The organism is Cupriavidus pauculus, from assembly GCF_002858765.1.
In the GTDB taxonomy this organism is placed as follows: Bacteria; Pseudomonadota; Gammaproteobacteria; order Burkholderiales; family Burkholderiaceae; genus Cupriavidus; species Cupriavidus pauculus_B.
The window spans coordinates 95,384-107,302 of the sequence record NZ_PJRP01000011.1 but is presented as its reverse complement, the minus strand read 5'-3'; the positions used below and the strand labels follow the sequence as shown (position 1 = coordinate 107,302).

The window sequence follows — 11,919 nt, the reverse complement described above, 5'->3', positions numbered from 1 at the left end:
CGTGCACGTCGTTCAACGAACGCGGTCAGGCCCTGTCGTCATTGCCATCGGCAGCCCATGCCGCCGATGTTCCTGGGAACTAGACCCTTTGGCGTGCGCGAATCGGCAAGGATTTCCTTGAAGATTTGGTGACAATTTGGCGACGGAATCAAGACAGCAGCACAATGCCGCCGGGTAGATGGCGCGCGGTAAGTCCAAACGAGTGCTGGATCTGTGCGATGGCCTTGTCGAGCGCGCTGATTTGAAATCTGCCCGTCACCGGCCGGCTGGCCAGCTCGCTCGCCATCAGCACGAACTTCCCGGAGCGATAGCGGTTGATTTCGCTCACCACCTCGCCCAGCGGCGTTTCCGTGAATCGGAGGAACCCTTCACGCCAGGCTGGCATGCGTGCGACATCCAGGTTCACGATGCGCGCCAGCTTGTGGTCGTCGTAAGACACCTGTTGGCGCGCCGTCAATGTGACGGCGCCGGCCGGGTGGGAAACCTGAACCAATCCCTGGACGCAAGTGACACATACCTGCTCGGCGATATGGCGTACCTCGAAGCGTGCACGTGCGCCCACAGCCCGTCCGGTCCCCGCGGTGACGGCGAACGGCAACCGCGCGTCGGCCATATCGATGGCCGTCTCGCCCGCAATCAGGTCGATACCCGCCACGCGCCCCCGCTGGCTCACCGCAATGCTCGTGCGCGTATTCAATTCAACGTCGACATTGCCGCCAAGCGCCACGCGACGCTGCTCGCCAGCGACGGTGCGATAGTCGGCGCGCATCTCGCGGGCAGATGGCCACAGCCCCAGCGGCGGGAACATCATCGCGGTGGTCGTCGCGGCGACCGTGCCGACCGCGCCGCCAAGAAACGCACGGCGCTGCCAATGCACGGGCGCCGGCTTGATGTCGGGGCGCGACGCCAGCGGCTTGTCTTCCAGCAACCGCTCGCCCCCCATTGCCAGCAGTTTCCACTGGCGTTGCGCGTCGGCGAACGCGGTCGCATGCATGGGATTGGCCTGGCACCACTGCCGCAAGGCGTCGCCATCGCGATGCGTCATCTGGCCGGCACCGATCTTTCGCACCCAGCGCATCGCTTGGCGTTCGATCCGGGTCAGGCCGCGCGGCCGGTTGAGTAATGGATTCATGGTGGCAGTCATGGCATCTGGCAAGCACGCCGAGCAAGTTCGCATGACAACAAGACGGTTCTGGAGGACCGAATCGGCACGATTTTTTTAATCATCGTTTCCCATGTGCGCCACACAGTACTCGTGCGCCCGCTTCAGTTCGAGCCCGATCAACCGCGGCGACACGCCAAAGCGTACCGCCGCTTCCTGATTGGAGAGTTCGTCGACGCGCACGGCCAGGAAAATGGCCCGCCGGCGTGGTGGCATGGTGTCGATGAGCTTCGACAGCGCTTCCACCTCAACGCGCGCGGCCACGGTTTGCGCGGGGCCCGGCGCGGGATCGGCAATCTCCAGCATGAGCGAATCCAGTTCCTCTGCGCTCATCAGGCGCCGGTCGCGTTGCAGGCGGTCGAGCGCCAGATTGGTGGCCATGCGCATCAGGTAAGCAGCAGGGCTGGCTACCGGGCCGTTGGCGTCATTGCGGTCGTCCAGATGCACCCACGTGTCATGCAAGGCATCGCTCGCCAGTTCGGCCGACCCCAACCGCCAGGTCAGACGCCGCTTGAGGTCGTCGTAGCGTTGCGTCAGCAGGTCGCGCAGGCTGGATCGCACGGGTTCGCTCATTGCAAGCTCCGCGGCGCGTCGCATGGCATGGGGCAGTGCTCACCCCGTGAGCATTGCACGGGACGCACCAGCAACACATAGGGCTGGTCTGGACGCGCCGGTGCGCGGCCGATCTCGGTGTGATGCAACGCTGCGACGATGGCCGCATCGCGGCGACCGTCGCCGGTGGTATCGAGCAACCGCGCTTGCTGCACGCGCCCGGCGCGGTCGATTTGCACAGAGAGGGCGAGCCGATAGGTGCCCAGCGCCAATGCCGGTCGTGCACACAATGTCTGTTGCACACGAGACTGCACCAGCGCGTCGTAGGGCGGGCGGGCTGCGGCCACGCCTTGTGCGTCCGCGTTGGCGGGCGTCTCGCCAGTCGGGGCGAGGACAAAGGCATCGCCTGCCGTGGCGTGCGCGACGAGCCCGGTACCCTCAAGGAGTCGATGCAGTGCCTGCGTCGGCGCCATCGCACCTTGTACCGGGTGGGACCAGCGGCCTTCGGCCAGGTCGGACGGGTAGAACACCGACACATTGGTCTGTGTGTCATAGCGGGCGAGCGCTGATTTCAGCGGCTGTGCCGGCAAGTCAAAGGCCATGTCGGTCTCGCCACTGGCCACGCATGGCCATAGCAGGCAGGCCGCGAGCGCAATGGTCGCGACGCGCCCAGGATTTGCGTGCGCACGGTCGGCAGCGGTCAGACGTGCCATGGAGATCGAACGGCCTGTGCATAAGGGGTGTGCCGGTCAGGAACGGGGTGGTGTCCGGTCAGATCCTGTCGATGCAGCCGGCCCTGCCAGCGCAACACCGTTCGGGATCGTATGAAGAAAAAGTGACGTTGCCATGACAAAAGGAGAACGGCACACCGTCGGGGAACGCCGGCGTGCCGTCTCAAAGTGAAGAAGTGCAGGTCGACGTCAGGCCCTGGTTGCGCCGGCTTCGATGACTTCTGCGGCCTCCACGGCTTCTACGCCCTCTGCGGCTTCCACGCCTGCCGCGTCGTCGACGCCTGCGTCGCCAGGCATGTCCTCCGGCGTCGATGGCCGGTAGTTACGCAGGTGCAGGAAGAATTGGCCCATCATCTGGATCCAGACCTGCATGGCCACCGAGAGGTAGGCCTCGGTCACGCCGCCCGTGACCATGACATCCATTTCGAGCACGAGGAAGTCACCATGCGATGCGATACGCGCAAAACGGCGGCTGCGATGCCACTCGTTGAGCAACGCATCGGGAAACTGGCCGCCTTCTACGCGCAGCGGGCAGCTCAGCGTGAAATCGAGAAACTGCCCATCGCTCACGCGATTGCCCCAAAGCACCTGGAAACCCACGCCGTGGCTGGCACTGTGCAGGCGCGCGCTGCCATCTTCCTGCACAAGATTCACCGCGCAACCCGCGTGGCGAATGGCATCGGCCACCTGATCGGCGGTGACATGAGTCAACAGTGTGGGCGTGGCGCCATCGGCGACCGGCGCAGGATTGGGAGCGGAAGCCGCTTCGGGGACGACAGTCGCTTCCTGCGCGGCGTCGAAGGTGGTCGATTCAGTCATGGGGACTCCTTGGTCTGCAGCATTCATGGGTATTCGGATTCGGTAAGGTTTGGCACTAGCCTGGCACTACCAGCTTGCTGGGTTATGGCGACGCCGGCGTGGCAGCGCCAGACGCTGGCATGGCCACTGTCGTGGCAGGCGTCTCGGCCGCGGTGTTGGACGGCGTCTGACCCACCGCCTCAGCGGGCGTCTCCACCGTCTCCCCCGCACGCACATCGAAACGGCCCTCGTAGAGCTTGTCGCCGTAGTCTTGCGCGATCTGCTCGTAACGCACGCGGCTCTGCGCCGCGAACGGCTGACGCGCGGCCAGCACTGTCGCGACGTCCACCGTCTCGTAAGCGCGCAGGATGTCCTGCCCCACGCTGTAGAGCTTTGTATTGGCGCTCTCGCAACGCTTCAAGGCGGCCTGGCGCGCGCCAGCTTCGGCGACCAGGTTGCGGCGCTCGGCGTCGAGGGTGCGCGCCATACGCAGCAGCTCGTCATAGGACTTGCGATACTGAGCGATCTGGTTGGTTGCCTTCTCTACGACGCCCTGCGTCTGCAGATGCGCCTGGCGCGTGGCATCGGCTAGTTGCTCACGCGCGCCACGCTCGGTGGCCAGCTGCGCCCGCACGGCATCGAGCTCCTTGCGCAGAGCGCTGGCGTCGCCGCCACCGGCCGCGCCACTGGCGGAAGACTGACCGGAAGACGGCTGACCGGCTTTCAGCGCCGCCAGTTCGTTTTGCGCCTGCTGCAACTGCGTGGTGGTGATTCGGAGCTGGTTGCGCAGGCGCTCTTCCATGCTCGGCGCCTGTTGCGCGTAAGCATTGCCTGCCACCAGTGTGGCCAGGAACGCCAGGCTCTGGATACGGTAGAAGATGGTCGGAAACACGTCATCCTCCTTTAGAACCGCGCGTTGAATTCGAACTGCAGCGTATCGATGGACAACGGCGGTCCGAACACTTCCTTCGTGGAGATCCAGCGGCCGGTCACCCATGCATTCTTGTCCAACGCGTAGGAGCCACCCAGGTAGTAGCCACGGGCGTTGGTGCCGCCACCGTGGAACGTGGAGTCGTTGTACCCGTCGGGCATCGCATCCGGCTCGATGCGTTTGTAGCCCGCCAACACGTTCCAGTCGCCGCGCGCGGCAGGCGTAGGCTTGCCGAACGTGGCCTGGAACATGTAGGCATTGCCGCCGCTCTTGAAGTCCTCGCGGCTGGTGCCGCCACTGCCGCCAAAGTTGTTGACGATGCCGCCGTTGGCGCGATTCCACATCTCGTCGGCGTCATACGCCAGGTTGCGGATGTAGTTGCCGTCCAGACGCAGGCCGTAGCCGGCCACCTTGGTGTCCCAGCGCAGGTTCACGTCCATCAACTGGAACTTCGACGCCAGGCCCACGTACTGCGGTTGCGGCGTATTAGCGGGATCCAGCGGGTTGAGTGCGATATTGCGCAACAGCATCAGCGTGTTGCCCTTCTGCATGAAGGCCGGGCGGGTCCAGTCCGTGCTGCAACCGTCGGCGCCCGCGTACAGTGCACAGGGTTCCGAAACGCGGCCGGTGACGTTGTGGAAGTCGTAGTACGCCAATGCGCCGCGCAGGCGGTTTTCATTGTTGACCTTCCAGTCGGCACCAATCTGGGCCCCCATCAGATACTTCATCTCGCTCTTCATCTTCTCCTGGCTATTCGAGGGCGCGTTGTCCTTCGAATATTCCAGCGGGATGAAGCCAAGCGTGCCGAACATTGTCACGTCGCGGTTTGGCAGCGCCTTCTCGAACTGCGCGGCCAGTCCGTCGAAGTTCAGGTCATACGAATAGAGCGTGTCAGTCGAGAAGAAGGGGTTGCCGAAACGCCCGCCTGTCACTTTCATCCACTCGAACGGCTGGTACGACGCCCAGGCCTGATCCAGCCAGACATCCTTCTTCGCCAAGCCGCCGCCGAGCGTCTGGTTGGTGGAAACTGGGCTGTTGTCATTGCCGGTGGCCAGGCGCACGCCGGCCTTCACCGTTTCCGTCACGTCAGCCAGCACGCCGACACGGGCGCGGGCACGCCACTGGTTGGGACGATTCTGTCGCGTGTTGAGCAGGGGCGGCAACGACAGATTGGTATTCGGGTTGACGTCGAAGCCGTTGCCCGAATTGATGGCCGCCCAGTCGATCTGGATATCGCTGTTATTGCCCGAGTAGAAGCGCGATTCGTTGCGCAAACGCACATCACCCTCGACGCGGATGCGCTTGGTCCATTCCGGCGTCTCGTTCGGCGCGGCCCAACCCTCGGCCTTCGCCTGGGCCATGACCTCGCCCTTGACCTCGTCGCGGATTTGGTCGCGCACTGTTTCCGGGATGTAGGGCACACGGACTTCGCCGGGCACGGCGGCCACGGTGCCCGCTGCAGTGCCGGCCACTGCGCCGGCCACAGCACCGCCCGCCGCACCCGAAGTCGGCGCGGGACGCTGTGCCATCTGTGCGGCCATGGCTTCGGTCTGCGCCTGCGCCAGGAGTGCCTCGCCGGCGTTCTTTTCCAGCGCGCCGCTCTGGATCAGCCCGCGAATCAGCTTGATCATGGCGCTTTCCTGCGGCACGACGTCTTGTGCGTGAGCGGTGCCAACGGTAGCCAGACACGCCAGCGCAACGGCCGCCGCCAGGACGTTGGCGCGCATGGCATGGCGCGGGGGATGAGCGAAAGGTTTCATCGTTCTTTATCGAAATGCTGTTGGGATGCAGGCAGACAAGCGCTTACGGCCGTCGCCCCTTGATAGACAGCCGCATCGGGAAGCGCAGCGATGCGGGCGGCTTCTCGTCGGCACGGAAATCACGGACCATGGCCAGCACGGCGTCGTCAGCTTCGGCACTGCCGGAGCCGCCCACCAGCTGCGCGCGCGTGACGCGGCCCTCCGCGTCGAGCCAGAGGTCGATGCGGATGTCGTCGAATGCCAACTGGCGCGTGCGCTTGTCGCGCGTGAATGCCTGCTGCAGCGCGCTCGAGACGTAGGCCGAATACGATCGACTGCCAAGGCCGCCACCGCTGCCCGTCATGCCACCGCCCCCGCCGGCCTGGATGCCAAAGGCGTCGTTACCCGCCTGGGCGGCGCCATCGATCGTCACGGCTTGGCCTAGATCCTGGGACGGGCTGGGCGGCGCGTCGTCCTGCGGGGCTTCGGTGGGCTCGGCCGGCTTTGGTTCGGGCTCCACCACCTCGGGCTTGACGGGTTCGGGCTCGGGGAGCTTTTCTGGCTCGGGCGGCGGAGGGGGCGGTGGGGGCAGCACCAGCATTGGCGTGCTGGGCACCTCCCGCCGTGTCGCGGCGGTGTCCGACAGCAGGTGCCAAAGCAACAGCCCAGCCGCACAGAGCACCAGCGCGCCAACGCCAATACCGCCCCAACGCCGCCATAGCAGCGCGGCTCGGCTCGGGGGTGCCAGCGAGGGTTCGTGACGGTTCACGCTCGTCGCTCCCTCAGGCCGGCTTGCCGGTCACCAGACCGATTTGGTTGAGATCGATCCTGCGCAGCAAGTCGAGCACCTCCACCACCTTCGCGTACTGCACCGACGCGTCACCGCGCACGATGACCGGAAAATCCGGTGTCAGCGCCTTCTCAGTCCGCAGCCGCTCCTCCAGTTCGGCCAGCGACACCGGATAGGCGTCCAGGAACACCTGGCCCGCGTTGTCGACGGTAATCGCCTTGGTCTTGGGCTTCTCCAGCGCGACCGACGCGCTCGCCTTCGGAAGATCCACCTTGATGCCCGGAATGCTCGCGTTGCTGGTCAGGATGAAAATCACCAGCACCACCAGCAGGACGTCGACGAACGGCGTAATGTTGATGCCGCCGCTGCGCTTGCGCACGCCGAACCTGTTTGCGTTTGCCATGATTGCGGCTCCGCTTCAGGCGCGTTGCAGGACAGGCGCGTGACGCCCTTCGCCCTGCTCTTCGGCCAGGCGCGTGGCGAATTCGTCCACGAACACAGCCATGTCGGCGGCGATGGCGTCCGAGCGGGAGGCCAGCCAGTTGTAGCCAAACAGCGCGGGAATGGCGACGCCAAGGCCTGCGGCCGTACACAGCAGGGCCGCAGCCATACCCGGCGCCACCGAGTTGATGTCCACGGCACCGGCCATGGCCGCCACCACGAACACCAGCATGATGCCGATCACGGTACCGAACAGGCCAACGTACGGGGCCCCTTCGATGGTGGTGGACAGCCAGTTCATGCGGCTGGCCATGCGCTCGCTCTCGCGCACCATCACGCCATCCATCGATGCGCGGATGGCGCCAATCGTGGCCGCCCCCACCGCGTTGGTGTCGTAGCCCATCTGATGGCGGCGGTGCAGCTCGTCTACGGCGATCTCGTACAGACGCCAGAGCGACGAATGCTGCTTCACATCGGCCGTGACACGGCCCGTCTTGGCCAGATGGTCGAGCGACACGCTCGACGCTTCACGGAACTGCGCCATGAAGGCCACATTGGCGCGTGCATTGGCACCGAAGCTGCGGCCCTTGGTAATCATGATGGTCCAGGAGGCGGCCATCATCAGACCCAGCACCGCCACGACAACCCAGGCGTCCAGCGGCATCGCCGCGAGGATGTACCCGAAATGGCTCTTACCCGCCTGTTGCTCGTCCGGTCCGAACGCCACCAGACGCGAATCGGCGCCTTGCGACACGGCGTCTGCCAGCAGCATCGCGGCAGGCCGCGCCACCTTCGACACCCGGACTTCGTCGATGGCGCCCGGGAACGCGCCCTTGCCCTCGCTGTCCGCCCCGATGAAGGCATGCGAATTCAGTGCGGGCAGCCCAGCCTGCAACGTCGCGGCCGACCGGCCACCGACGTACAGCGTGACGGCTTTGCCGTCGGCGCTAATGGCCACATGCGACCACTGGGCGGCCTGGATCGGCTGGCCAGGGTTGCTGCGCTGGCCGTTGACCTGCACGAACGGGACGCCCTGGTCGACACCGACGAGCAGCTCGCCCGCACCGTCGCGCCGGGTGTAGATCAGTTGCTGCGGACCCAACTGGTCAGGGCGTACCCACGCGGAGAATGTGAACGTACCACCGGCCTGGACCGCCAGCGACGGCGAGGCCGGCAGCGCCAGCGCGGTCGTGCCGAGCTGCGCACCCTTGCCGATCACGGTGCCTTCGATACCGACCACAGCCGTCTGGCTGTTGTTGCCGTATGCGGTGCTGTCACGGGCCGGCACGCTGCCTTCGGCAAAGTGATAGACCAGCGTGAAATCCGGGTCGAACACGCGCTGCCCATTGCCCGATGCCGGCGCCTTCGGGTTGCCGTAGTACATCCAGATCTGCTGCTTGCCATCGGCCGACACGGCGGGCACTTCCACCCAGACCAGCGCGATACCCAGCAATGGATCGAACTGCTCGATCTGGTGGTTGAGCACGGTCTTGTCGTCACCGGCCACGAAACGGAGGTCGGCGCCGGAATCGCTGACACCCTCGAAGCTGAAATTGCCGGTATGCAGCCGCAGCAGAACCGGTGTACGGCCGGCGTTGCCGCCAATATTGCCGCCTTGCGGCCCGGCATCAATCGTCACCGGCTTGCGATAGGCCCAATCTGGTTGCCACCAGGCATGGGCCAGACTCGGCAGGAGCGTGCTCGCCAGGGCAAGCAGCAGAAGGAGGGAACGTCGCATGACAAGGGTTCTCCGTTGCGTTCTTCGGAATTCGGTATGGATGCGAGGCGCAAGCGCCCCAGCGAATCAATTCGGGGTCAAATGGCGGTCAATAGGTCGCGATGACGCTGAAATTCAGGCGCGGGTCGTAGCGCTCGGTACGCTGGCCATCCTTGAGTGGAATGCCCAGGTCGAGCCGGCCATTGACATAGCGCGCGAGCCGGAAGCTAGTGCCAACGCCGACCGACGCCAGCGAGAAGCGGCTTGTCTGCTCGGGCAACGGGTCGCGCAGACGTAGCTGGCCCGCATCGGCGAACGCGTAGACGCGCCAGTCCTCGACCGTGCTGCCAAAGAAGTCCAGCGGCGGCGTGCGGATTTCGACCGAACCCACCACGCCGTAGTCGCCCGTGCTTTCGGCGGACAGGTAGCCACGCACGGAATTCATGCCGCCGGCAGCGATCTGTTCGCTCGACACGAGCGGCGAATCGGTGATTTGCCCGGCCAGCCGCCACGCCAATTGGGCGTTGCCCGCAAAGTTGTACGTGCCGTTGGTATCGCCCTTGAGCAGCAGGAAGCTCGGCGACGCCTTGTAGCGCTTGTAGTCGAACTCCTTGTAGTCGCTGCCGTAGCCCAGGAAGCTGCGCGTGCCGGCCACCATCGCGACGTTCAATCCGTACTGGCCCCGCGCGGTTTGTGTAAAACCGGCGTACGACAAGGTGATTGGCGCGTACTTGAGCGGCACGGTGTCGCCGGCGTTGCCCAACCGCGTTTCTTCCTTGTTGTCCTTGAAATCGACACCCAGGCTCAGTGCGTGGTACCAGGCCCCGGTGTTCGGCACGGTGTAGGTGCCACGCACCCCGATGGAATGGCCCTTACCCAGCACGTTGGTACCGCCCACGGTGGCCACGTTGCTGTCGGACAGGTAGCCCGAGACTTCCACGCCCCAGTTGGTGCCGCGAATAGGCGCCAGATACGAGCCCGACCACACCTGCGTCTGGTTCAGGTCCTGCGGCGAGCCGAAGAAGCTCAGCGACGCGCTGTGGCCCAGTTGCCAGAGGTTGTCGTGGCCGATCGAGGCAATGGCGCGCAACTCCTTCGTGTCCGCGCTGTAGTCGTTATTCACGCCCAGGCTTGCCCGCCAGGGGCTGCTGTCCTCGACCTTGAGGTCCACATCCATCGTGCCCGGCAGCGCGCCCTGCTTGACCAACGGCATCACCTGGCGCTTGCCACTGCGGTTCAGTTCAGTGAGCTGCGCCTGGGCTTGCGTGAAGTCGGGCACAGCACCCTCGGCGAGCGCCGGGACCTGCTCACGCACCTCGCGCGGCGATTGGTACTCTGTGCCCACCACGCGCACGCGGCCCACACGGGTCTCGCTGACCTGCAGATAGACGATGCCGCCAGTCACCTGTTGCTCGGGCAGGTCTACGTAGACGGACTGGTAACCCTTCGCCTGGTAGACGGCCAAGAGCGCGTCGCGGGCGGCCTCAATGTCCTTGAGCGTGCGCGACGGCCCGAGATAGGGCGTGACCGCGCGTTCGATTGCGCGTACGTCCAAGACCGTGTTGCCGCGCACCACGTATTCGTTGACGTCGACGCGGCGCTCCGGCTGCCCCTCGGCCTGGCTTTGCGCCTGGTTTTGCACCTGTACAGGGGCCGCCGCGTCGGGCTTTGCCCCGTCGGCCTGCGCCAGCGCAGCACCCTGTGTTCCCAGTCCAATCACCGCCGCGCACACCGCCTGCCACGGCGGTGACACGCCCTTCTTCTTCCTGACTCGCATGAGTTGACTCGACCTTCTTGTATCGATTGCCAGCCCCGCGTGCCATGGTCCCGACCAAGGACGACACTATCTGGGGGCATCACGCCGCGAGACATGATGACCAGCGCTCATGTCAGCGTTACGCACAGATGCCTAGACGGTCCGTCATTGGCAGATATGTCGTTTGTCACGAAAACTTCATGTTCGAAGACGGAATGCGGCGTGACACTTCACGCAAATCAAGGAGAAGCCATGTGGAATGGAGAGGGGATTGCGGGGATTGCGGTGATGGCGACGTTGATCGTCGTCGGCGACCTGGCATGGGCCGACATGCCCGACATGCCGGCCAAACCCGCCTGCGTGGACGTGGAGGTCAACGGGGAGCGCGCGCCTTCGTACGCTTGCCTGACGCAGCAATTGGCGCCGCCACACAATGCAAAGACCGAACAACGGCAACTCGGCTCGGAGTCCATCGCGAATCGACCGTCGAATCAGCTCGGCCTGTATAACCGCGCCGCGACGGAACACCGAATGGGCAATACCTTCGGCAGTTCCGTGCTGCCACAGCGACCCGTAGACAATAAATAGGAAGGCCATCCCCCACTAACGTAGGGCCCCCGCGACTTCGGCCTGCTCGTCGCTACCTTGACGAAGACATCCGCGTGTTCGTCATTTTTTCCGGTGGCGCCGGTGCCGGGTACAACCGGCTGCAGAAGCGTTCGCCTCGCGTCGGCCGTGGCACATTTGTTTCGTAACGGGGTACTTTCAGGGGGTGGCGGCGCACGGCGCGTTTTCTCGGGACGGAACGCGCCCACCCCGCGGCCCCACGCGCGCCGCTGCTGCGCTGCCTTGACTACCCCGTGAGATAGCGTTGACAGAATGTGGACAGGCGCGGCCCCACGGACAATAATGTCGTCAGGCCTAGCCTACGAGGTCACCCCAGTCTGACTGGTGGCCGCCTGAAGCCCGCTCGCCGAGCGGGCTTTTGTGCGTCTGGAACCCTTTGTCACGCCCTGCATGACATACAGCGCTTCCGCACCGCGGATGGACGCATAGCGGCACTCTCAGGTTGCCGCCTCTTTGGGTTCAGACGGCATCTCGACAACCGCCGATCCGAGGGATATCCGTCGATGGATAGAGCGGATTGGTTGTGGACCTAAAGCCAGAGCCGAGGGCTTTTGAGAATTTCTTCCCGCGGGCCGACACCGGGAATCGATGCATCCATCAGCACGAGCTTGCTCACCCGCATCGACTGCCCGGCCGCGAAAGCATCCAAACAAAACGACCGAAACGCAAGGAATT

Annotated in this window: 11 protein-coding genes; 1 reads left to right on the top strand and 10 read right to left on the bottom strand. The window is 64.9% G+C overall.

Annotated features, from left to right (window positions below):
- Nucleotides 1-148 precede the first annotated feature (148 nt).
- The 10 genes from CYJ10_RS21645 to CYJ10_RS21600 all read right to left on the bottom strand — a co-directional run bounded on the left by CYJ10_RS21645 (nt 149) and on the right by CYJ10_RS21600 (nt 10,638).
- Entirely contained in the window at nt 149-1,132 is a 984-nt protein-coding gene (locus CYJ10_RS21645; protein WP_180863012.1) for a FecR family protein, read from the bottom strand.
- Between the two features lie 87 nt (nt 1,133-1,219).
- Nucleotides 1,220-1,735, bottom strand: coding sequence for an RNA polymerase sigma factor (locus CYJ10_RS21640; RefSeq protein ID WP_101683507.1), 516 nt, complete (start codon nt 1,733-1,735; stop codon nt 1,220-1,222).
- Nucleotides 1,732-2,427 carry an STN domain-containing protein gene (locus tag CYJ10_RS21635; RefSeq protein WP_101683506.1) on the bottom strand — a complete coding sequence of 232 codons (696 nt, stop codon included), beginning with the start codon at nt 2,425-2,427 and terminating at the stop codon, nt 1,732-1,734. The genes CYJ10_RS21640 and CYJ10_RS21635 overlap by 4 nt, the downstream gene beginning before the upstream one ends.
- A gap of 207 nt (nt 2,428-2,634) precedes the next feature.
- Nucleotides 2,635-3,264, bottom strand: coding sequence for a YbjN domain-containing protein (locus CYJ10_RS21630; protein WP_101683505.1), 630 nt, complete (start codon nt 3,262-3,264; stop codon nt 2,635-2,637).
- A gap of 82 nt (nt 3,265-3,346) precedes the next feature.
- Entirely contained in the window at nt 3,347-4,135 is a 789-nt protein-coding gene (locus CYJ10_RS21625) for a hypothetical protein (protein WP_101683504.1), read from the bottom strand.
- Between the two features lie 11 nt (nt 4,136-4,146).
- Nucleotides 4,147-5,934 (bottom strand): putative porin, encoded by a 1,788-nt coding sequence (locus CYJ10_RS21620; RefSeq protein ID WP_101683503.1) that lies wholly within the window; start codon nt 5,932-5,934, stop codon nt 4,147-4,149.
- 43 nt (nt 5,935-5,977) lie between these two features.
- A complete protein-coding gene (locus tag CYJ10_RS21615) occupies nt 5,978-6,682 on the bottom strand; it encodes an energy transducer TonB family protein (RefSeq protein WP_257993449.1) in 705 nt (234 codons plus the stop codon).
- 13 nt (nt 6,683-6,695) lie between these two features.
- Nucleotides 6,696-7,106: an ExbD/TolR family protein gene (locus CYJ10_RS21610; protein WP_101683502.1), complete on the bottom strand. Its 411-nt coding sequence runs from the start codon at nt 7,104-7,106 to the stop codon at nt 6,696-6,698.
- 15 nt (nt 7,107-7,121) lie between these two features.
- The gene (locus tag CYJ10_RS21605) at nt 7,122-8,882 is read right to left on the bottom strand and encodes a DUF2341 domain-containing protein (RefSeq protein ID WP_101683501.1); all 1,761 of its coding nucleotides are present in this window, start codon (nt 8,880-8,882) and stop codon (nt 7,122-7,124) included.
- 88 nt (nt 8,883-8,970) lie between these two features.
- Entirely contained in the window at nt 8,971-10,638 is a 1,668-nt protein-coding gene (locus CYJ10_RS21600; protein WP_101683500.1) for a ShlB/FhaC/HecB family hemolysin secretion/activation protein, read from the bottom strand.
- 231 nt (nt 10,639-10,869) lie between these two features.
- Here CYJ10_RS21600 and CYJ10_RS21595 point away from each other — a divergent pair, with 231 nt between their 5' ends.
- Entirely contained in the window at nt 10,870-11,205 is a 336-nt protein-coding gene (locus tag CYJ10_RS21595) for a hypothetical protein (protein ID WP_101683499.1), read from the top strand.
- Nucleotides 11,206-11,919 lie beyond the last annotated feature (714 nt).

Coding starts and splice junctions, on each gene's coding strand:
- CYJ10_RS21630 (WP_101683505.1), bottom strand. CDS start 3,264: ATGACTGAATCGACCACCTTCGACGCCGCGCAGGAAGCGACTGTCGTC.
- CYJ10_RS21600 (WP_101683500.1), bottom strand. CDS start 10,638: ATGCGAGTCAGGAAGAAGAAGGGCGTGTCACCGCCGTGGCAGGCGGTG.
- CYJ10_RS21645 (WP_180863012.1), bottom strand. CDS start 1,132: ATGAATCCATTACTCAACCGGCCGCGCGGCCTGACCCGGATCGAACGC.
- CYJ10_RS21610 (WP_101683502.1), bottom strand. CDS start 7,106: ATGGCAAACGCAAACAGGTTCGGCGTGCGCAAGCGCAGCGGCGGCATC.
- CYJ10_RS21595 (WP_101683499.1), top strand. CDS start 10,870: ATGTGGAATGGAGAGGGGATTGCGGGGATTGCGGTGATGGCGACGTTG.
- CYJ10_RS21635 (WP_101683506.1), bottom strand. CDS start 2,427: ATGGCACGTCTGACCGCTGCCGACCGTGCGCACGCAAATCCTGGGCGC.
- CYJ10_RS21620 (WP_101683503.1), bottom strand. CDS start 5,934: ATGAAACCTTTCGCTCATCCCCCGCGCCATGCCATGCGCGCCAACGTC.
- CYJ10_RS21640 (WP_101683507.1), bottom strand. CDS start 1,735: ATGAGCGAACCCGTGCGATCCAGCCTGCGCGACCTGCTGACGCAACGC.
- CYJ10_RS21605 (WP_101683501.1), bottom strand. CDS start 8,882: ATGCGACGTTCCCTCCTTCTGCTGCTTGCCCTGGCGAGCACGCTCCTG.